Annotated in this window: 17 protein-coding genes; 6 read left to right on the top strand and 11 right to left on the bottom strand. The window is 72.0% G+C overall.

Features of this window, described 5'->3' with window-relative positions; genetic code table 11:
* Positions 1–107: 107 nt before the first annotated feature.
* The 5 genes from AC1DUQ_RS03645 to AC1DUQ_RS03625 all read right to left on the bottom strand — a co-directional run bounded on the left by AC1DUQ_RS03645 (position 108) and on the right by AC1DUQ_RS03625 (position 3,922).
* Complete coding sequence (locus AC1DUQ_RS03645; RefSeq protein WP_477060355.1) at positions 108–674, bottom strand: GNAT family N-acetyltransferase; 567 nt, start codon at positions 672–674, stop codon at positions 108–110.
* A 41-nt stretch (positions 675–715) separates the two neighbouring features.
* A complete protein-coding gene (locus AC1DUQ_RS03640; RefSeq protein ID WP_477060356.1) occupies positions 716–1,402 on the bottom strand; it encodes a methionine ABC transporter permease in 687 nt (228 codons plus the stop codon).
* Positions 1,402–2,421 (bottom strand): methionine ABC transporter ATP-binding protein, encoded by a 1,020-nt coding sequence (locus tag AC1DUQ_RS03635; protein ID WP_477060357.1) that lies wholly within the window; start codon positions 2,419–2,421, stop codon positions 1,402–1,404. Before AC1DUQ_RS03635 ends, AC1DUQ_RS03640 begins: the two co-directional genes overlap by 1 nt.
* 66 nt (positions 2,422–2,487) lie before the next feature.
* Positions 2,488–3,444: a MetQ/NlpA family ABC transporter substrate-binding protein gene (locus AC1DUQ_RS03630; RefSeq protein ID WP_477060358.1), complete on the bottom strand. Its 957-nt coding sequence runs from the start codon at positions 3,442–3,444 to the stop codon at positions 2,488–2,490.
* Positions 3,445–3,691: 247 nt separating this feature from the next.
* Entirely contained in the window at positions 3,692–3,922 is a 231-nt protein-coding gene (locus AC1DUQ_RS03625; RefSeq protein ID WP_477060359.1) for a LuxR C-terminal-related transcriptional regulator, read from the bottom strand.
* A 264-nt stretch (positions 3,923–4,186) separates the two neighbouring features.
* Between AC1DUQ_RS03625 and AC1DUQ_RS03620 the strand changes: the two genes are divergently transcribed.
* Positions 4,187–5,158, top strand: a complete 972-nt coding sequence (locus tag AC1DUQ_RS03620; RefSeq protein WP_477073406.1) for an aldo/keto reductase — start codon at positions 4,187–4,189, stop codon at positions 5,156–5,158.
* Here AC1DUQ_RS03620 and AC1DUQ_RS03615 read toward each other — a convergent pair.
* Positions 5,106–7,859: a cation-translocating P-type ATPase gene (locus tag AC1DUQ_RS03615; RefSeq protein WP_477060362.1), complete on the bottom strand. Its 2,754-nt coding sequence runs from the start codon at positions 7,857–7,859 to the stop codon at positions 5,106–5,108. The genes AC1DUQ_RS03620 and AC1DUQ_RS03615 overlap by 53 nt on opposite strands.
* 139 nt (positions 7,860–7,998) lie before the next feature.
* On the opposite strand from AC1DUQ_RS03615, the gene AC1DUQ_RS03610 reads away from it, so the two are divergent.
* Entirely contained in the window at positions 7,999–8,499 is a 501-nt protein-coding gene (locus AC1DUQ_RS03610) for a flavodoxin domain-containing protein (RefSeq protein WP_477060363.1), read from the top strand.
* 6 nt (positions 8,500–8,505) lie between these two features.
* Here the strand turns inward: AC1DUQ_RS03610 and AC1DUQ_RS03605 are convergent, their stop codons facing one another.
* From AC1DUQ_RS03605 to AC1DUQ_RS03585, 5 genes are all read right to left on the bottom strand, one after another.
* Positions 8,506–10,017 (bottom strand): outer membrane protein assembly factor BamB family protein, encoded by a 1,512-nt coding sequence (locus tag AC1DUQ_RS03605; protein WP_477060364.1) that lies wholly within the window; start codon positions 10,015–10,017, stop codon positions 8,506–8,508.
* 52 nt (positions 10,018–10,069) lie between these two features.
* Positions 10,070–11,719, bottom strand: coding sequence for an ABC transporter permease (locus AC1DUQ_RS03600; protein ID WP_477060365.1), 1,650 nt, complete (start codon positions 11,717–11,719; stop codon positions 10,070–10,072).
* A complete protein-coding gene (locus AC1DUQ_RS03595; RefSeq protein ID WP_477060366.1) occupies positions 11,716–12,639 on the bottom strand; it encodes an ABC transporter ATP-binding protein in 924 nt (307 codons plus the stop codon). Before AC1DUQ_RS03595 ends, AC1DUQ_RS03600 begins: the two co-directional genes overlap by 4 nt.
* Positions 12,640–12,682: 43 nt before the next feature.
* Positions 12,683–13,375, bottom strand: coding sequence for a TetR/AcrR family transcriptional regulator (locus AC1DUQ_RS03590; protein WP_477073405.1), 693 nt, complete (start codon positions 13,373–13,375; stop codon positions 12,683–12,685).
* Between the two features lie 101 nt (positions 13,376–13,476).
* Positions 13,477–14,259, bottom strand: coding sequence for a DUF4118 domain-containing protein (locus tag AC1DUQ_RS03585; protein WP_477060368.1), 783 nt, complete (start codon positions 14,257–14,259; stop codon positions 13,477–13,479).
* Between the two features lie 441 nt (positions 14,260–14,700).
* On the opposite strand from AC1DUQ_RS03585, the gene kdpA reads away from it, so the two are divergent.
* From kdpA to AC1DUQ_RS03565, 4 genes are all read left to right on the top strand, one after another.
* Positions 14,701–16,365 carry a potassium-transporting ATPase subunit KdpA gene (gene kdpA, locus AC1DUQ_RS03580; RefSeq protein ID WP_477060369.1) on the top strand — a complete coding sequence of 555 codons (1,665 nt, stop codon included), beginning with the start codon at positions 14,701–14,703 and terminating at the stop codon, positions 16,363–16,365.
* Positions 16,362–18,455 (top strand): potassium-transporting ATPase subunit KdpB, encoded by a 2,094-nt coding sequence (gene kdpB / locus AC1DUQ_RS03575; protein WP_477073404.1) that lies wholly within the window; start codon positions 16,362–16,364, stop codon positions 18,453–18,455. Before kdpA ends, kdpB begins: the two co-directional genes overlap by 4 nt.
* On the top strand, positions 18,455–19,099 hold the full coding sequence (gene kdpC / locus AC1DUQ_RS03570) for a potassium-transporting ATPase subunit KdpC (RefSeq protein WP_477060371.1): 645 nt from the start codon (positions 18,455–18,457) through the stop codon (positions 19,097–19,099). Before kdpB ends, kdpC begins: the two co-directional genes overlap by 1 nt.
* Positions 19,096–21,344: DUF4118 domain-containing protein (locus AC1DUQ_RS03565; protein ID WP_477073403.1), on the top strand; the 2,249-nt coding region annotated here is incomplete at its 3' end. The genes kdpC and AC1DUQ_RS03565, both read left to right, overlap by 4 nt.

Below are 21,344 nucleotides of genomic sequence, written 5' to 3'. Positions count from 1 at the left end.
AGGGGACCGTCCGCCTCGGGGGATACCCCCAGGACGCCGGACGGGAGGGTGAACCGGGATCAGGCGCACCCCCCGGGGGAGCCGCTGGCGCGGTCACCGCTCGGGGCTCACTCCCGCGCGAGCCACTCGTCGGCCAGCAGCGCGTACGCGTAGCCGTCCAGCCAGCCCCGGGTGCGGTGCAGCGAGTCCCGGACGCTGTGCTCCTCCTGACGTATCCCGAGCCGCTCCATGAGGCGCCACGACGGTGCGTTCTCCGCGAAGCAGTACGCCCGCACCCGGCGCAGCCCGAGGTCCTCGAAGCTGATCCGGAGCAGCTCGGCGACCGCCTCCGTGGCGTAGCCGTGCCCGCCGTGGTCGGGGTCGAGCACCCAGCCCAGGGTCGCCTGCTGCGGACGCTCGACGTCGCCCTGCGCCCAGGAGTCCTCGACCTGCAGCATCAGGTCGCCGACGACATGGCCGTCGAGCTCGATCACGAGCGTGACGGCGAGGCGGTCGGGGTCACGGAGCCGGGCGACGTACGCGTCCCGGTCGCCGACGTCGTGGCTGAGCCACTCGTCGACGCCAGGCCGCCGGCGGACCTGCCAGATGGCGTCGGCGTCGTCCGGCGTCGCCGGGCGCAGGCAGAGGCGTGCGGTGCGCACGGGCCAGGGGACGGCGCTGAGGTCCTGGGGCACGACGCCATCCTGGCCCGCGGCACCCACACGCGCTCAGGACGTCAGCGGCGCAGCACGCGTCGGGACAGCCGGTTGCCGATCGCCTGCGCCACCTGGACCAGCAGGATGATCACGAGCACGGTGATCCACACGACGGCGTAGTTCCACCGCTTGTAGCCGTAGTCCAGGGCGAACGCACCCAGCCCGCCACCGTCGAGCGTGCCGGCGAGCGCGGACATGTCCACGATGGCGACGAAGACGAAGGTGAACCCGAGGATCAGCGGACCGAGCGCCTCGGGGACCACCAGGGTGCTCACGATCCGCCACCGGCTCGCTCCGGTCGCGCGCGCCGCCTCGATGATGCCGGGGTCGATGGCGACGAGGTTCTGCTCGACGATCCGGGACACGCCGAACGTCGCCGCGAACGACAGCGGCACGATCATGGCGGTGCTGCCCAGGCGCGTGCCGATCAGGCCGACGGTCACGGGCGCGATCACCATGAGCAGGATGAGGAACGGGATCGGCCGGAAGATGTTCACCAGCAGGTTGGCCACCCCGAACACCGCTCGGTTGGCCAGCAGCCCGCCGCGTCGGGTGGTGTAGAGCGCGAGACCGAGACCGAGGCCGAGCAGCCCGCCGATGAGCAGCGTCGCCGAGACCATGTAGAGCGTCTCGCCGAGCGCCTGGACCAGCTTCGGGCCGTGGAACGACCAGTCGAACTCGTTGGCCGTCGGGAGCAGCGAGCGCATCAGGACGCCTCCTCGATCGTCGTGACCTCGCGCAGCCGTCCGACGACGGTCTCGACGGCCTCGTCGGGCCCGTCGAGCGCGAGGGTCAGCGAGCCGAACGACTGGTCCTGGAGGGTGCCGATGCCGCCGTAGATGATCTCGAACGTCACGCCCAGCGCACCGGCGGAGGCGAGGATCGCACCGAGCCGGCTGCCGTCCGCGATGGTGGCGGTGACGATCCGGCCCTCGTGCGTCTGGCGCAGGCGTTCCAGGTTGGCTCCCCGCGGCCGGTCGTGGACCACCGTGGACACGAAGCGCTGGGTGACCTCCGCCTGCGGCTGCGTGAAGATGTCGAACACCGTGCCGTGCTCCGCCACGCGGCCGTCCTCCAGCACCGCGACCCGGTCGGCGATCGCGCGGACCACCTCCAGCTCGTGCGTGATCACCACGATCGTGACGCCCAGCTCGGTGTTGACCTTGCGCAGGAGCCGCAGCACGTCCTGCGTGGTCTGCGGGTCGAGCGCGCTGGTGGACTCGTCGGCGAGCAGGATCCTGGGCGACGCCGCGAGCGCGCGGGCGATGCCGACGCGCTGCTTCTGACCGCCGGAGAGCTGGTCGGGGTAGGAGTGCGCCCGGTCCAGGAGGCCGACGAAGTCGAGCAGCTCCGCGATCCGGCGGTCGCGGTCCGCCTTGGGCCAGCCGGCGACCTTGAGCGGGAACGCCACGTTGCCGGCCACCGTGCGGGAGGAGAAGAGGTTGAACTGCTGGAAGATCATGCCGATGTCCCGGCGCTTGAGCTCCAGCTGGCGCTCGCTGAGCGTCGCCACGTCGGAACCGTCGACGATCAGCTGCCCGGACGTGACCCGCTCGAGGCCGTTGATGAGACGCACCAGCGTGCTCTTGCCGGCGCCGGAGTAGCCGATCACGCCGAAGACCTCGCCGGCCTCGATGGACAGGTCGACGCCGTCGACGGCGCGGATGGGTCCCGACGGGGACTCGAACACCTTGCTGACGTCGCGGAACTCGATGATGGGGGACACGCACTGCCTCTCAGAGGGTGCGCCCGGGCAGGGACGGTGCGGGGGTGTCCCTGCCCGGGCGGGGGATCAGCCTGCGGCCTTGAGGTTCACCTGGGTGTCCTTCAGGACCTGCTGCAGCTTCGCCGCGTCGTAGCCCTCGACGATCACCGCGGTGCCGCCGGAGGACTCGACGACGGAGTCGGCGACGGTGGCGTCGTGGTACAGCTCGACGATCCGCTGGTACACCGGGTTGTCGACGTCGTCCGGCCGGGCCGCGATGACGTTGATGTACGGCTGGGCCCCGGCAGAGGACGGGTCGTCCGCGTACACGTAGCCGTCGAGGTCGAAGCCGGCGTCGGAGGCGAAGTTGTTGTTCACGACGACGCCCGCGATGTCCGGGTCACTGATCAGGCCGGCGGTCTGCGAGGCCTCGACCGAGCGGACCACCACGGTCGACGCGGCGGTGTCGACGTCGTCCGGGGTCGGCACCTTGGGCTCGCCGGTGAACGTGATGAGCCCCGCGCTCTCGAGCACGAACAGTGCGCGCGCCTGGTTGGTGGCGTCGTTCGGGATCGCCACCTGCTCGCCCTTGGTGAACTCGCTGACCTCCTGGTGCTTCTCGGAGTACAGCGGCAGCGGCACGATCAGCGTCGAGCCGATCGGCTGCAGGTCGTCACCGGTGTTGTTGTTGTGGTCGGCCAGATACAGGATGTGCTGGAACGCGTTGAGGTCGATCTCGCCCTCGGTCAGCGCCGGGTTGGGCTGCGTGTACTCGGAGAAGCCGACGATCTCGAGGTCGATGTTCTCCTTGGCGGCGAGGTCCTTGAGGATCTCCCAGTGGGGCTGCGACACGTCGGTGGTGCCCAGCTTGACGACCGTGGCCGGGGTGGAGCCGCCCGAGGCGGCGGGCTCGTCGGACGAGCCGCGGGTGGCGAGGAAGACGATGGCGCCGACGATCACGAGGGCCACGACGACGATGCCGGCGATGAGCCCGGTGCGGTTGCCGCTGCTCTTCGGCGGGAGGACGGGGACGGACTCGGACATGGGTTCTCCTGGGTGCGGGCCGTCACGGCGACGGCCGGGGCTGCGTGGGGGGACGCCAGGCGCAGGTGATCGCGCGGGCGAGGGGACCCACGACCCCCCGGGCCTCGAACGGCCGGGGTGGGGGCGTCAGGACGCCCGGAGGCAGTGAAACCGACGCGCTCCGCGACTGTCAAATGTGTACCAGCGCAGGTGAGATTCCCGTCACACGGGTGGGAACTACGTCCCTGGCGGTGGGTCCTGCGGGGGCTCAGATACCGTGCGCCCGCGCCCAGGCCACGGCGTCAGCGCGCGTGGACACGCCCATCTTCCGGTACGCGCTGCGGAGCTGGGACTTCACCGTGTTCCGGGTGACCCACAGCCGCTCGGCGATGTCCTGCAGCGTGATGTCCTCGCTCAGGTGCGCCAGGACCACACGCTCACGGGTGGTCAGGGCGGCGACGCCCGTGATCGGCGTCGGTGCAAAATACTGACTCGTCACGGTCTACCTCCTGCGGCGACGATGCCCGCTGGGGGAGCGGTCCCGTCTGGCGTCGGTAAGTCTCTGCCCCCATGGTCCTATCGGCACGGGACCCCGTGCGGGTGAGAAATTACGGCGATCTGACCGAAGAACATGCATCGGCCCCGGTCAGCGCACGGGCGGGCCGGGCGAGCGGACGGCGGGGAGCGGCTCGCGCAGCGGTCCGGGGAGAGGGAGGGKGGGTAGCGTCGCCGACGACCGGGACGGACCTGACGAGGAGTGCGCATGGAGTACCGCCAGCTGGGGAAGACGGGTCTGACCGTCTCGGAGATCGGGTACGGCGCGTGGGGCATCGGTGCCTCGGCGTGGATCGGGGCGCAGGAGGACGAGTCGGTGGCGGCGCTGCACCGCGCCATCGAGCTGGGCGTCACCTTCATCGACACCGCGCGTGGCTACGGCGAGAGCGAGCGGATCGTCGGCGGCGTCCTGCGGGACCACCCGGACGTGCTCGTCGCCACGAAGGTCCCGCCGAAGAACGGCATCTGGCCGGCACCGGACGGCCTGCACCCGGACGAGACGTTCCCCGGCGACCACATCCGCGCGAGCCTCGAGACCAGCCTGGCTGCGTCGGGCCTGGAGGCGTTCGACGTCCTGCAGTTCCACGTCTGGAGCGACGAGTGGGTGGGCAGGGGCGACTGGCTGGAGACGATCGCCGACCTGCGCCAGGAGGGCAAGATCCGGTTATTCGGCGTCTCGATCAACGACTACCAGCCGGAGAACGCGCTCGAGCTCGTCCGCAGCGGCACGGTCGACACCGTCCAGGTGATCTACAACGCGTGGCACCAGCAGCCCGAGGAGCACCTGCTGCCCGCCTGCGCCGAGCACGGCGTCGGGGTCATCGTGCGCGTCGGGCTCGACGAGGGCGGGCTGACCGGGCGCATCACGGCGGACTCCACGTTCCCCGAGGGCGACTTCCGGAACAGGTACTTCGGCGGCGACCGGCCCGCACAGGTCCAGCAGCACGTGGAGGCGCTCGTCGCCGACCTGGGCGTCGGCACCGACGAGCTGCCCGACCTCGCCCTGCGCTACGTCCTCGACCAGCCCGCCGTGTCCACCGTGATCGCGGGCATGCGCACCGTGCGCAACGTGGAGCGGAACGCCGCGACCAGCGACGGCCGCAGGCTGACCGAGACCCAGCGCGACGTCATCCGGCGCCACCGGTGGGAGCGGAACTTCTACCAGGCCCCGGACGCGTAGCGCGCAGGACCGCCTTCGCGGCTTCGATCACCAGGAAGACCACCACGGCGATCCCCGCCGTCAGCGCCCAGCTGTGCGGCCCGATCGGGGTGGAGCCGAACCACGCGTTCATGAAGGGCGCGTAGGTGAACACGAGCTGCAGCCCGAGGAGGGCTCCGGCGGAGACCCACAGGCTGGGGTTGCCGGTGAGCACCCGCGTGGTGAAGGCGGACGTGCTGAGCAGGCGGCAGTTCAGCAGGAAGGCGAGCTGGCCCAGGGCGAGCATCATGACCGCGGACGTCTGCGCCTCGGCGTAGTCACCGGTCCGCGCGCGCTCGAGCAGGTAGACGACGAGCGTCGCGGCACCGAGGACCACCGAGGCGATCAGGACCACCGCGATGGCGCGCGAGGACAGCACCTGCTCGCTCGGCGACCGGGGCGGCCGCGCCATGATGCCGGGTTCCGCAGGCTCGCCCGCGAGCGTCAGCGAGAGCGTGATCGCGGTGGCCAGGTTGATCCAGAGGATCTGCACGGGCGACAGCGGCAGGGCCAGCCCGGCCAGCACGGCGACGAGGATCACCAGGGACTGCGCGCCGTTGGTGGGCAGCAGGAACACGACGGCCTTGCGGATGTTGTCGTAGATCCGCCGGCCCTCCTCGACCGCGCGCTCGATCGTCGCGAAGTTGTCGTCGGCCAGGACGATGTCGGCGGCCTCCTTGGTGGCCTCGGTGCCCTTGATCCCCATGGCGACGCCGACGTCCGCGCGGGTGATCGAGGGGGCGTCGTTGACGCCGTCGCCGGTCATCGCCACGACCTCACCGTGGAACTGCAGCGCGCGGACGATCCGGAGCTTGTGCTCGGGGGACGTCCGGGCGAAGACGTCGACGTCGCGCACGACCTCGCGCAGCTCGTCGTCGTCCATGCCCTGCAGGTCTGCGCCGGTCAGAGCCCGGACCATGCCGCGCTCGGGGGCGATGCCCAGCTCGCGGGCGATCGCCGTCGCGGTGCCCCGGTGGTCGCCGGTGATCATCTTCACGCGGATGCCCGCCGCGTGGGCCTCCGCGATCGCCGCGGTGGCCTCGGGGCGCGGCGGGTCGACGATGCCGACGACGCCGAGGAACGTGAGGCCCTCGTCGAGGTCGTCGAGGGCGATCTCGTGGACGCCGTCGGCCGGGCGGACGGTCGCGGCGAGCACGCGCAGGCCGAGGGCGGACAGGGCGTCGATCCGCTCGTCCCACGCCTCCCGGTCCAGCGGCCTGACGACGCCGTCGGGCGCGAGCTCGGTGCCGGACCGGTCGAGCAGGCGGTCCGGGGCGCCGACCGCGTGCACCACCCGGGAGCCGCCGGGCAGGTCGTCCAGGGTCGCCGCGAACTTGTGCGCGGAGTCGAACGGCACCGCGCCGACGCGCGCGGACCGGCGGACGTCCACCCCGGCCTTCGTCGCCAGCACGTCGAGGGCGCCCTCGGTGGGCTGACCGACCACGCGCCAGCCGTCCTCGGTCTGCTCGACGCGTGCGTCGTTGCACAGGCTGACCGCGAGCACCAGGGCGGCGAGGTCGCGGTGCACGTCGAGCGCCGCCGTCGTGCCCTCCGCGGTGGCGACACGGCCCACGGGGTCGTAGCCGGTGCCCTCCACGTCGTAGGCGCCGGCGGTGGTGACCACCGTGCGTGCGGTCATCTCGTTCTGGGTGAGCGTGCCGGTCTTGTCCGAGCAGATGGTCGTCGTCGACCCGAGCGTCTCGACGGCCTCCATCCGCCGGGTGATCGCGCGGTGGCGGGCCATCTGCTGCACGCCGAGCGCCAGCGTGATCGTCACCAGCGCGGGCAGGCCCTCGGGCACCGCGGCGACCGCGAACCCGATGGCCGCCGAGATCAGCTCGTCGACCCCCAGGCCGTGCACGAACCGGCCGACCAGCAGCATGACGACGGCGAGCACCCCGATCAGGACGGAGAGCTGCGTGCCCAGGTGCGCCAGCTGCCGGGCCAGCGGCGTGTCGATCGCGTCCTGCTCCGTGACCAGCGCGGAGATACGCCCGATCTCGGTACCGGACCCCGTCGCGACGACCACCCCCTCGCCGTTGCCGGCGGTCACGATCGTCCCGGAGAACAGCATCGACGTCCGGTCGCCGATGCCCGCGTCCGCCTCGTTGGCCTCGGCGGACTTGGTCGCCGCCACCGACTCCCCGGTCAGGGCGGACTCGTCGACCTGCAGCTGGGCCGAGGCGAGCAGGCGCACGTCGGCCGGCACGCGGTCCCCGCCGCGCACCCGGACGACGTCACCGACCACGAGGCTCGCGGCGTCGACCACCCCCCAGTCACCGTCGCGTCTCACTTGCGCGTCGAGCGACTGCATCCTGCGCAGACCCGCGAGCGCCGACGCCGCGCGCCCCTCCTGGACGAACCCGATCAGGCCGGTCGCGACGATCACCACGACGATCACGGCGAAGTCGACCCAGTCCTGGGTGAGGGCCTTGAGCACCGCCGCGCCGATCAGGATGTAGATCAGGACGTCGGCGTACTGGCTCAGCAGGCGCCTCCAGACCGACTGCTGCGGCGGTTCGGGCAGCTCGTTGCGGCCGTCCCGGGCGAGCCGTGCCTCCGCCTCGCGTCCGGTCAACCCGCCGGGTGAGCCGGCGACCCCTGCCAGCACCTCCTCCGGGGGGAGGGACCACGGTGCGGGCAGCACCTCGGCGCGTCGGTGGTCGGGCGCGGCGGTCGTCACGGGCTCATTCTTCCTGTGGTCCGCCGCTTCGTGGAGGCCACAGGCAAGGGACCTCCGGCCCTGCTGCGCGCGACGCGCCTGATCGACCATCGAGGAGGGCCGCGCAGGTGCGCGGGTCGCTCGCGGGTGGGAGGACAACATGACGCACGTGCTGGTTGCCTATGGGACGTCGAGGGGAGGCACCCAAGGCCTCGCGGAGCTGATCGGTGACGACCTGCGCAGCCGCGGCTACGACCCGGTCGTCCGGCCGGCCGCCGAGGTCACGGACCTCCAGGACGTCGACGCGGTCATCGTCGCGGGCGCCCTCTACGCGGGCCGCTGGAACAAGGACGCGCGGCGGCTCGTCAAGCGTCAGGCTGATCGCCTCTCCACGTTGCCCGTGTGGCTCGTCGCGACGGGCCCGCTCGACGGGTCGGCCGCGACGAGGCAGATCCCGCCGGTTCCCCACGTCAAGGATGCGGCGGCGAAGATCGGTGCACGCGGCGTCCAGACTTTCGGCGGCCGCCTCGAGCCCGACGCCACGGGCTTCCCGGCGAGCGCGATGGCCAAGACGCACGCCGGGGACTGGCGCGACGCCGAGCACGTCGCCCGCTGGGTCGACGAGGTCGACGGCGAGCTCAGGTCGGCGAGCTCCCGGTAGGGCGGCTCACCGGAGCAGGACGTAGGAGAAGTCGGCGCCGTCGGTCGTGGTGTCGCGCCCGATGAGCCGGCCGTTGACGGGCGAGACGTCGCCGACCCCCGCGGGGTAGGGCGCACGGAACACCTCCGTCCCGCTGGCCGGGTCGTACGCGACCAGGGTCGGCTGCTCGTCCGCGGACGTCGTCGGCTCCAGGGTGGCGAGCAGGTGTCGGCCGTCGGTCGAGATCGTGCTCGGCATCAGCGCGTCCTCGGGGGTCGTCGCCCACAGCTTCCGGCCGCTGACTCCGTCGAACGCGGCGACGAACCCGGTGGCCAGCACGAAGACGCGACCTCGCATGATCAGGACGCCGGACGCGCTGACCACGGTCTCGTTCGACCAGCGTCGCTCGCCCGTGTTCCTGTCCCACGCGTGCAGCTCGGTGTCGTAGCTCAGGAGCAGGTCAGGAACGGAGCCGTCGTCCACCGCGGTGTAGGCGACGTTGCCGTCGACGGTCACGTCGTGCGCGGGTTCGGCGTCGTCGGCGAGCAGGATCGTGCGCGGCTCGCCGTCGACCGCGGACTGCAGGTTCATCCTGCCGCGCTCGTCGGTGACGAACCCGAATCTGTCACCGATCGAGCCGGCCAGCTCGCGGACCACGGTGCCGTCGCCGGCGATCAGCGTCAGCGGCTGCTCCGGCGGTGCGTAGGCGAGCACGGCACCCACCCGGAACAGAGCGACGTTCGAGAGCGGGGTGCGCTCCGCGCCGTCGGGTGTCGGGCTCGAGCGCGACCAGCGTGAGTCGCCGGTGACGACGTCGTAGACGGTCAGAGTGGTGCCGGTCGCCGCGGTGGACGCGATCGCGACGGCGTCGTCCAGCACCGCGAACACGGCCGGTTCGTCACCCGCCTCCACGGGCCAGGTCGAGGCGATCGTGCCGTCTGCCGCGGACAGGACCATCACCCGCGTGGTCGTGGCCGGCACGCGCGCGAGGCCGTCGTTGTTGGCGTGGTCGATGACGAAGCCGCCGTCCGAGACGACGCAGACGATCGTGCCCGCAGCGCTCGGCTCCGTGCCGGGCGCGTTGTCGGGCACGCAGTAGCTGCCGGCGATGACGTCGTCGGCCGCGTGCTGGGCGAGCGCGGGGGACGGGCCCGCCAGCGCGGTGGTCCAGGTGGGTCCTTCGTCGCCGGCGGGTGCCCAGGTGAACGACTGCGACCCGTCCGCGGCACGTTCGAAGGAGCCGCCGCCGAAGCCGAACAGCTCCGCGGCGTCGTCGGAGGGCACGCGGCGCTCGATCTCGAGGTGCTCGTCGACCGGGGCGAGCACGCCGGGCACCGCGGCCAGTGCGGCGATCGCGGAGCGCTCACGGGCGGTGACGAACCACTGCACACAGGCCAGGGTGACGACGACGACCAGTGCGACGACGACCAGTGCGGTGCGCCGGCGCCGCCGCACCGGTGCGGCACCAGGATCGCCGCCGTCGCCCTCGTCGCCCTCGTCGAGGAGCTCCACCTCCTGGAGCTCGCCACGTCGCGCCATGGCCGGACACTACCGACCACGTCCGTCGGGGCAACGCGGCGGGTGCATCGCGTCACCCGGTCTGCACGTCGCGGCGGTTGAACCGGTCGACGCCCGTCCACACGAGCGCGGCCGCCACGGCGGTCATGATCACGACCGGCGTCCACGACATCGGCTCGAGCGGCAGGTAGGGCACCGCCGAGAACGGCAGCCCGTCGAGGAGCCACCGCGGCAGCCCGAACACGTCGCCGAGCATCGCCGCGAACCACATCGCCGCGAGCACGCCCCACGTCACGGGGATCGCCAGGCGGGGCAGCCAGCCGAACAGCGCGACGGCGATGCCGACGAGCACCATGACGGCGGGCCAGTACACCAGTGCGGCGCCGGCCATCGTCCCGGCCTCCGACGAGTCGCCGATCACCGAGCCGTAGACCGCACCGAGCAGCCCGCCGCCGACGAGCAGCAGCACCGCCGACCCGACGACGGGGATGAGCAGCCGCTGCAGCGCCCACCGGGTCCGGGAGAGCGAGCCGGCCAGCTGGGGCTCGATCAGCCCGCTCGCCTCCTCGGTGCGCAGGGACACGGCCTGCTGGGTGGCGAAGATCGCGGTGACCAGCGCGATCATCCCGGCGAGCAGGGCGAGCAGCGCCTGGACGCCCACGCCCCGCAGGAGGTCGTTCACCCCGCCGGCGGCGTCGTCCAGCAGCTCGGTCATCGCGTCGATCACCGAGCCGTAGAGCAGCCCCGCGAGCACCACCGCGATGGTCCACCCGATGATCGGACCGCGCTGGAGCCGCAGGCCGAGCCCGAGCGGCGACGCGAGGCGCGGGGGTGCATCGGCCGGGCCGGGGCGCTCGGCACGCAGGCCCGCGCCGTGGTCGCGCGTCGACTCGATCCTGGTCGCGACGGCGAGCAGCGCGACGGTGGCCAGCAGGAGCAGCCCGAACGGCCACCACCGGTTGCCGGCGTACGGCTCCATGTTCTGGCCCCACCCGATGGGTGAGGCCCACGTGAGCGCACCGTTGCCGAGGTCGCCGACCATCCGCAGGACGTAGAAGCCGATGATCACCGCGGACGCGAGGGCGTTGGCACCGCGGGAGGTCGACGCCACCTGGCCCGCGACCGCGCCCACGCCGAGCCCGAACAGGCCGACGCCGGTCACGGAGGCGCCGATGACGAACGACCCCGCGATCCCGGTTCCGTCGGGGTCGAGTCCGTTCGACGCGGAGACGAGGGCGATGCCGAGCCCGACCGCGACGCAGAGCAGGCCGATGACCAGCCACGACGCGGTGGAGTAGGCGTGCACGCCCAGCATCCGCGAGCGCAGCAGCTCGGTGCGTCCCACCTCTTCGTCGGCCCGGCCGTTCCTGGTCACCAGGAACGCGGCGCCGATCGCGAGCCCGAGGGCGATCGTCATCCAGCTCTTGGTCCACACCGCGCCGCCGAGGGTGTCCGCCGCGGCGGAGAGGCCCGTCAGGGCCTTGATGCCGGGCGTGTTGGAGAGGGCCGCGAAGTCGTCGAGCGACTGCTGGGTCGGGAACATCTCCGTGTAGTACGACGCCACGTAGGCGAACATGCCGACGAGCACGACGAACCACACCGCGAGCCGCACGCGGTTGCGGCGCACCACGAACCGCGCCATCGGACCGACGCCGGCGAGCGTCGCCGAGCTCGGACGGGGTGCGGTGGACGTGACCTCCGGCACCCGGACGGTGGCGGTCATCGCTCGCTCCCGGTGGCCAGCGCCGCGAGCTCGTCGCCGTAGTGGCGCAGGAACAGGGCCTCCAGCGACGGCGGGTTGGCCTCGAGCGAACGCGGGCTCAGGGCCGCCACCGCGGAGAGCACGGTCGGCAGCTCGGCGTCGTCGACCGCGAACGTCACGCGGCCGTCGACGACCAGGAGGTCGTGCACCCCCGGCAATGTCGCGAGGCCGTCGGCCCCGCGCTCGAGCACCGTGCTCACCTGGGTGCGCGTCAGGTGGCGGAGCTCGGCGATGGTGCCGGACTCGACCGTGACGCCCTCGCGGATGATCGTCACCCGGTCGGCGAGCTTCTCGACCTCGGAGAAGATGTGGCTGGACAGCAGGACGGAGCGTCCGGCGGCCTTCACCTCGCGGATCGACTCGGTGAACGCCGCCTCCATGAGCGGGTCGAGGCCGCTGGTCGGCTCGTCGAGGAGCAGCAGCTCTGCGTCGGAGGCCAGCGCCGCGACGAGCGCGACCTTCTGCCGGTTGCCCTTGGAGTACGTGCGGGCCTTCTTGGTCGGGTCGAGCTCGAACCGTTCGAGCATCGCCTTCTTGCGCTTCGGGTCCAGCGGGCCGGACAGCCGGCACAGGATGTCGATCGCCTCGCCGCCGGTGAGGTTCGGCCAGAGCGTGACGTCTCCCGGGACGTAGGCGACCCGCCGGTGCAGGGCGACCGCGTCGGCCCACGGGTCCCCACCGAGCAGGCTGGCTCGCCCGCCGTCCGCCTTCAGCAGGCCGAGCAGGATGCGGATCGTCGTGGTCTTCCCCGAGCCGTTGGGGCCGAGGAAGCCGGTCACCTGGCCGGTCGGGACCGCCAGGTCGAGGCCGCGCAGGGCGCGGACGGTTCCGAAGCTCTTCTCGAGACCCTCGACCTGGAGGGCCATCGCGGTGGTGGACATGCCTGGTTCCTTCGATTCCTTGCGTGGATGGGGGTGCAGTGCGTCACGCGCTGCGCTCGTCAGGGTCGGGCTCGGACTCCGACCGCGGCGGGTCCCCGATGTAGAGGAGGTAGTCGTCGAGCATCCGTCGGGTGGTGAGGAGGCCCTCGGAGAACAGCTCGAGCGTCGGGAGGATCTGGTCGCGCTGACCGTCCCGGGCCGACATCACGAACTCGTCCGGGGTGGCGCCGGGGGTCGTGAGGAACTGGATGAGCAGCGCGCCCATCGTCTGGTAGGTCAGGTAGCGCAGACGCGCCTCCTCGTCACGCGACGGGCGCACCAGGCCCGTCTCGACGCCCGCCCGCATGACCTCCCGGGCGCTGTCGATGAGGTGCTCGAGGAACTCCTGGGCGGGCTTGCCCCCGGCGTGGATGGCGCGGAGCAGGTAGACGACGAGCGGCGCGGCGGCGCTCGGCCCGGTGAGGTTCGCGAGCAGGTAGGCGCTGGGGTCGGCGAGGCTGTCGGTCTTCAGCGCCTGGTAGTGGCGCAGCACCTCGGCGTCGCACTCCGCACGCAGCGCGGCCTTGGAGCCGAAGTGGTGCGTGAYCAGCCCGGGGGAGACGCCGGCCCGCTGAGCGATGGTGCGGAACGAGGCGTCGAAGCCCTCCTCGGCGAAGCACGAGATCGCCGCGTCGCGGATCCTGGCCCGCGCGGTGAGATCGGACGCCGGAGTGCTGCCCGGCGCGGCTATACGCACAACCAGAACGCTATACGCGTGACCAGTCGGGATCAAGGGGCCAGGTCGTCGCCCTCGGGGACGGCCTTCGGCTGGCGCGCTGAGCCTGCCCGGTCGCCTGACTACGCTCCGTCTGCACGATGGGCCTGCGCTCGGGTGCCAAGCGCGGAGCCGACCTGGTCCGCGAGCAGGACGACGACGCGGCGCTGCTCGACGGTCGGCCGCACCACCCGGGTCGACGCGGTGAGCGCGAACCGGCCCTGCAGGACGCCGCCGTGGCTGACGTCCAGCGCGATCACGTCGTCGGTCGGCAAGCCGTGCCGGTCGACGTCGAACTCGGCACCGCGCTGCGTGACCGAGCCGTCGTGGTTCAGCCGGGTCGTCGAGCGCCCCAGCGCCCCCCGGGCCTCGAAGCGGCAGTCGTCGATGTCGAGGATGGCCACGATCTGCTCCCGGACGCGGTTGATCAGAGCCTCCGGCGAGGCCTCGGACTGGGCGACGATGTCCGCGGTGCCGAAGACACCGTCGAGATAGCCCGCGCGCCTGCTCGCCCGGGCCTCCTGACGGCGGCCCCACAACGCGATCTCGCTGACGGCCACACCGACGATCAGCAGCAGAACCGTGGCCTGGATGTCGTCGCCGTTGGTGACCTTGAAGCTGCCGTAGGGCTCGGTGAGGAAGAAGTCGAACCACACGCCCGCCGACAGCGCGGCCACGATGCCGGCCGAACGCATCCCCGTGGCCGCGGCGGTGACGACCAGCAGCACCAGCACCAGTGCCGCCGTGGTGGAGGTCACCTGGTCCCGGAGTGCGTGCAGGGTCGCCGCGACGATCAGGGGTGCGGTGACCGCGTAGACGAGCACCACCTGTCGATGAGACCGGACGAACGACGGACTGTCCACCATCACTCCTGCTCCTGTGCGTGTCCCAGGAACGGCTGGGGAGGTCGAGGTCGACCGACGGTCCGTTCCAGGTGTCTCTCGAGCATGGCGGCGATGAAGCGATGTGCGCCGACAACGTTGCGCTAAGAGTTGCGGCGGTGCCGTCAAGATCCCGTCAAGGCCCCCGGCGACGCCCCGATCGGAGGGGTAGACCAGCGGATGCGGCCCGTGGTGCGGGTCGCCGGGTGGCAGCCACGGGCTTCCGCCCGTCCGCCGTCGAAGGTGCTGTGAGACCCATGGCCGATGTGGCCTTCCTCGCGTTGACCGTGGCGTTCTTCGCCGCAGTCGCGCTCCTCGCCCGCCGGGCAGACCGCTCATGAGCGGGTTCGACATCGCCGGCCTCGTGATCGCCGGCGCACTCCTGGTGTACCTGGTCGCCCAGCTGCTGCGCTCGGACAAGGTCCGATGAGCGCGACGTGGACCGCCGTCGGTCAGATCGGGATCGTCGTCCTGGTCCTGGCCGCCGCGCACAGGCCGCTCGGTGACTACATGTTCCGGGTGATGACCTCGACGAGACATCTCGCCGTCGAACGCGTGGGCTACCGGATCATGCGCGTGGACCCCGACGCGGAGCAGAAGTGGAGCACCTACCTGCTCTCCCTTCTCGGGTTCTCCCTCGCGTCCGTCCTGCTCCTGTTCGGGCTGGGGCGCCTGCAGGACCGCCTTCCGCTCGACATCGGCATGTCGCCGCTGGACCCGGCCGGCGCCTGGAACACGGCCGTCTCCTTCGTCACCAACACGAACTGGCAGTGGTACTCCGGTGAGGCCGCCATCGGGCACCTCATGCAGATGGCCGGGCTCGCCGTGCAGAACTTCCTGTCCGCGGCCGTCGGTGTGGCTGTCGTCGCGGCGCTGGCACGCGGGTTCGCACGGTCGGGCACCGACGGCCGGGTCGGCAACTTCTGGTCCGACCTCGTGCGAGTGACCGTCCGCGTCCTGCTGCCGCTCGCGTTCGTGGCGGCGATCGTCCTGGTGTCTGCAGGCGCCATCCAGAACCTGAGCGCGCACGTCGAGATCACGACTCTGGCCGGTGGAACGCAGTCGGTGCTCGGAGGACCGGTCGCCTCCCAGGAGGCCATCAAGGAGCTCGGGACCAACGGCGGCGGGTTCTTCAACGCCAACTCCGCCCACCCGTTCGAGAACCCGACCCCGTGGACCAACGCCCTCGAGGTCGTCCTCCTGCTGCTCATCCCGTTCAGCCTGCCCCGCACGTTCGGCCGGATCGTCGGCGACCGTCGACAGGGGTGGGCGATCCTGGCGGCGATGTCGACCTTGTGGGTTGCGGCCGTCGGCCTGCTCACGTGGGCCGAGATGGCCGGTCCCGGGCTGGTGCCTGCGGCGGCCGGGGGAGCGATGGAAGGCAAGGAGGTCCGCTTCGGCGAGGCCGCGTCCGCGCTCTTCGCCGCCTCGACGACCATGACCTCGACCGGTGCCGTGAACTCGATGCACGACTCGCTGACTGCCCAGGGAGGCGGTGTCGCCCTCGTGGGGATGCTGCTCGGTGAGGTCTCGCCGGGGGGCGTCGGCAGCGGCCTGTACGGGATGGTCGTGCTGATCATCGTCGCGGTGTTCCTCGCCGGCCTGATGGTCGGGCGGACTCCCGAGTACCTGGGCAAGAAGATCGGCCGCCAGGAGATCACCCTCGTCGCGCTGTACGTGCTGACGATGCCCGCGGTCGTCCTGATCGGCTCCGCCATCGCCATCACGACGCCGGCCGGGCTGGCCGGGCAGCTGCAGGGAGGTCCGCACGGGCTATCGGAGATCGTCTACGCCTTCGCTTCCGCCGGGAACAACAACGGCTCCGCGTTCGCGGGGCTGACCGTCGGCACGCCGTTCTACAACACGCTGCTGGGGCTGGCGATGCTGATCGGACGGTTCGTGCCGATCGCGCTCGTGCTGGCCCTGGCGGGCCGGTTCGCGAGCCAGCGGAGGGTGCCCGAGGGCGCCGGCACCCTGCCGACCCACACGCCGCTGTTCGTCGGCCTCCTGGTCACCGTGACCCTTGTGGTGGTCGGCCTCACCTTCGTTCCCGTCCTGTCCCTCGGTCCCGTCGTGGAGTCCCTGTCATGAGCACAACCACTCTCCAGGCGTCGCAGGTGAAGCCTCACAAGGTCGCTGCTGCACCGTCGACGCTCTCTCCTCGGCAGCTCCTCGCTGCGGTGCCCGGTGCCCTGCGAGGGCTCGACCCCCGCCGGCTGTGGGAGTCCCCGGTCATGTTCGTCGTCGAGGTCGGCGCTGCGTTCACCACCGTTCTCGCGGTCGCCGAGCCCAGCGCGTTCGCGTGGTCCATCGCCGTGTGGCTGTGGCTCACGGTCGTGTTCGCGACGCTCGCCGAGTCCGTGGCGGAAGGGCGCGGCAAGGCGCAGGCCGCGAGCCTGCGGGCCACGCAGCGGGAGACGACGGCCCGCAAGCTCGTGGGACACGACACCACCGAGGTGCCGTCGTCGTCGCTGCGGGTGGGTGACGTCGTGGTCGTCGTCGCAGGGGAGACCATCCCCGGTGACGGGGACGTGATCGAGGGCGTCGCCAGCGTCGACGAGTCCGCGATCACCGGGGAGTCCGCGCCGGTCATCCGCGAGTCGGGAGGTGACCGGTCCGCCGTGACCGGTGGCACGGTGGTCCTCTCGGACCGGATCGTCGTGCGCATCACGGCACCCGCGGGTCACACCTTCGTCGACCGGATGATCGCGCTGGTCGAGGGCTCAGAGCGGCAGAAGACGCCCAACGAGGTGGCCCTGAACGYCCTGCTCACCACCCTGACGATCATCTTCCTGCTCGCGGTGGTCACCCTGCAGCCGTTCGCCGTGTACTCGGGCGCCCGGCAGCCCCTCATCGTGCTGGTCGCACTCCTGGTCTGTCTGATCCCGACGACCATCGGCGCGCTGCTGTCGGCGATCGGCATCGCGGGCATGGACCGCCTGGTGCGCCGCAACGTGCTGGCGATGTCGGGACGGGCGGTCGAGGCTGCGGGTGACGTGGACGTGCTGCTGCTCGACAAGACCGGCACGATCACGCTCGGCAACCGCCAGGCGGCGGACCTGCTGCCGGCGCCGGGAGTCGACCCGGCGGCGCTCGCGGACGCCGCCCAGCTCTCGTCGATGGCCGACGAGACCCCCGAGGGCCGCTCGGTCCTGGTCCTGGTCAAGGAGCGGTTCGGGCTCCGAGAGCGGCCGGAGGGCGACCTCCTCGGCGCCGAGCTGGTTCCGTTCCAGGCGCGGACCCGGATGAGCGGCGTGGACCTCCCCGCGACCGGTGCCCGGCCCTCTCGGCAGGTCCGCAAGGGTGCCGCCGCGGCGGTGACGCACTGGGTCCGGTCGACGGGTGGCCACGCGGGCGCCGAGGTTGCTGCGACGGTCGACGCGATCTCCGCGTCGGGCGGCACACCCCTCGTCGTCGCAGAACAGCTCGGCACCGGGTCGGCGCGCGTCCTCGGCGTCATCCACCTCAAGGACGTCGTCAAGGAGGGCATGCGCGAGCGGTTCGACGCCCTGCGCGCCATGGGCATCCGCACCGTGATGGTCACGGGCGACAACCCGCTCACCGCGAAGGCCATCGGCGACGAGGCGGGCGTGGACGACGTGCTCGCCGAGGCCACGCCGGAGGACAAGCTCGCATTGATCCGGCGCGAGCAGGAGGGCGGTCGGCTCGTCGCGATGGCTGGTGACGGCACCAACGACGCACCTGCGCTAGCCCAGGCCGACGTCGGCGTCGCGATGAACACAGGGACGACCGCCGCGAAGGAGGCCGGCAACATGGTCGACCTCGACTCGAACCCCACCAAGCTGCTGGAGATCGTCGAGATCGGCAAGCAGCTCCTCATCACCCGCGGCGCCCTGACGACGTTCTCGGTGGCGAACGACGTCGCCAAGTACTTCGCGATCCTGCCCGCGATGTTCGTCGTCACGTTCCCGCAGCTCGGCGTGCTGAACGTCATGCACCTGAGCAGCCCGCAGTCGGCCATCCTCTCGGCCGTCGTCTTCAACGCGCTGATCATCGTGGCGCTGCTCCCGCTGGCGCTGCGCGGGGTGCGCTACACCCCGTCGTCGGCCACGGCGCTGCTGCGTCGCAACCTCCTGGTCTACGGGCTCGGCGGCGTCATCGCCCCGTTCGTCGGGATCAAGCTCATCGACCTGCTCGTCACTGCCCTGGGGATGTCCTGATGACCACCGCCACCCGCCCGCACTACTCGACCGGCTCCGACACCATCTCCTTCGCCCGTCAGACCTGGGCCGGGCTGCGGGTGCTGCTCGTGCTCACCGTCGTGCTCGGCTTCGCCTACCCCCTCGCGGTCACCGGCATCTCCCAGCTGCTGTTCCGCTGGCAGGCGAACGGATCGCTCGTGTCATCGACGGGGGAGCGCGTCACGTCGCCCGACGACGCGGTGGGCTCCCTGCTGATCGGGCAGGCCTTCGACGGCCCGGAGTGGTTCCACCCGCGGCCGTCGGCCGCCGGCGACGGCTACGACACCCTGGCGTCGGCCGGGTCGAACCTCGGCCCGCTCAACCCGGACCTCCTCGCGGCCGTCGAGGAACGACGGGAAGCCGTGGCAGCCGAGGAGTCCGTCGACCCGGTCGACGTGCCGGTCGACGCGCTCACGGCGTCCGCATCCGGGCTCGACCCGGACATCTCTGCGGAGTACGCGCAGCTCCAGGTCGCCCGCGTCGCACGTGAGCGAGGGCTGTCCCAGGACGACGTCCGGGCGGTGGTCGACGCCGCGACCGTCGGCCGTGACCTCGGTGTGCTCGGCGAGACCCGGGTGAACGTGCTCCGCCTGAACCTCGCACTGCAGACAATGGGCTCATGACTCGACCTGCCGACGGCGGCTCCGCTCCCCGACGGGGGCGGCTGACCGTCTACCTGGGTGCCGCCCCTGGCGTCGGCAAGACGTACGCGATGCTGGACGAGGCCCACCGCCGGCTGTCCCGTGGCACGGACGTGGTGGTCGGCCTCGTCGAGGACCACGGGCGGCTCGCGACGGCGGCGCTGCTCGACGGGCTCGAGGTCCTGCCGCGCCGGGTCCTGACCTACCGCGAGAGCGAGTTCACCGAGCTGGACGTCGACGCGGTCCTTGCGCGGGCGCCGCAGGTGGCGATGATCGACGAGCTCGCGCACACCAACGTTCCCGGCAGCGCGCACCCCAAGCGGTGGCAGGACGTGCACGACATCCTCGCGGCCGGCATCGACGTGGTCACGACGGTCAACGTGCAACACCTGGAGTCACTGAACGACGACGTCGAGGCCATCACCGGAGTGAGACAGCGGGAGACGGTGCCGGACCACGTCGTGCGCGATGCGGACCAGATCCAGCTGGTGGACCTCGCGCCGGAGGCCCTGCGCCGCCGGCTCGCGCACGGGAACGTCTACCGGGCCGAGCAGATCGATGCCTCGCTCACGCAGTACTTCCGCGTCGGCAACCTCACCGCGCTGCGCGAGCTGGCCTTGCTGTGGCTGGCGGACCGGGTCGACGACGCGCTGACCACCTACCGACGGGACCACCGGATCGAGTCGCCGTGGCCCGCCCGCGAGCGCGTCGTCGTGGCAGTCACCGGCGGACCGGAGGGGGACACCCTCCTGCGGCGCGGGGCGCGGATCGCTCAGCGCGCGGCCGGCTCGGAGCTCCTCGCCGTGCACGTGCTGGCCACCGACGGGCTGCCGAGCGCCCCGCCCGCCAGGATCGCCGAGCAGCGCAGGCTCGTCGAGTCCCTCGGCGGCACGTTCCACACGGTCGTCGGGGAGGACGTCCCGAGCGCCGTCGTCGACTTCGCGCGCGGGGTGAACGCCACGATGATCGTGGTGGGCGTGTCCCGGCGCAGCCGGTGGCGGGAGGCGGTCCGGGAGAGCAACGGCACCGAGGTCGCGCGCCTCGCCGGGATGATCGACGTGCACCTGGTGACCCACGAGCGTGCCCGCGCCGGAGGCCGACGGACGGGCCGCGGCTCCGMGCTGTCCGGCCCGCGCCGGACCGCCGGCTGGCTGGTCGCCCTGCTCGGTCCCGTCCTGCTCACGCTGCTGCTCTCGGCCATGGGCGACCTCGTGAGCCTTCCCACCGACCTCATGCTCTTCCTCGCGCTCACCGTGCTGGTCGCCCTCGTCGGCGGGCTCTGGCCGGCCATCGTCAGCGCGATCGTCGGCTTCCTGCTGCTCAACTGGTTCTTCACGCTCCCCACCGGGAGGCTCACCATCGCCGAACCCGAGAACGCGCTCGCCCTGGGGGTGTTCGTGCTGGTCGCCGCCGGTGTCGCTTCCGTGGTGGACCTCGCGGCCCGGCGGACGACCGAGGCGTTCCGGGCCCGCGCCGAGGCGTCCGCCCTGGCTGCCATCTCCCGGTCGGTCCTGTCGGGGGAGGACACCGCCGCCGCGCTGGTCGCCCGGCTGCGGGAGACGTTCACGCTCGAGGCGGTCTCGCTGCTCGCGAGGAGCGGCGCCGGGTGGGAGGTCCTGGCGACGGACGGCGTCGACCCCGCGCGCGACCCCGAGGCGGCTCAGGTGGTGCTCGTCGTCGACGACGAGCGGGTGCTCGCCCTGACGGGTCGCGTGCTGCCGGCGAGCGACCGACGGGTGCTGGAGGCGTTCGCCTCGCAGGTCGGGATCGTGCTGGAGCAGGAGCGCCTCCGGGCGCAGGCGGAGCAGGCACGGATCCTCGGCCAGGCCGACGCGACCCGCACGGCGCTGCTGGCCGCCGTCTCGCACGACCTCCGCACCCCGCTGGCGACCATCAGGGCGTCGGTCGACGGTCTGACGTCGACGGACCTCGACCTCGACGACGCCGACCGGGCGGCCCTGGTCGGGACCCTCGAGGAGTCCACCGCGCGCCTGGAGCGCCTCATCGACAACCTGCTCGACCTGTCCCGGTTGCAGACCGGTAGCGTCCGACCCGTGCTGCGGGCGACGAGTCTCGACGAGATCGTGCCCTTCGCGATCGAGGGCTACCCACCCGGCACGGTCGTGCTCGACGTACCGGACGACCTGCCGCTCGTGCACACCGACCCCGGGCTCCTGGAGCGCGTCGTCGCCAACCTCGTCTCCAACGCGGTGCGGCACGCGAAGAC

This window comes from Cellulomonas sp. P4_B5_2 (assembly GCF_056402235.1).
Note: the sequence above shows the minus strand (reverse complement) of the source record. Positions and strands in the feature narration are given on the sequence as shown.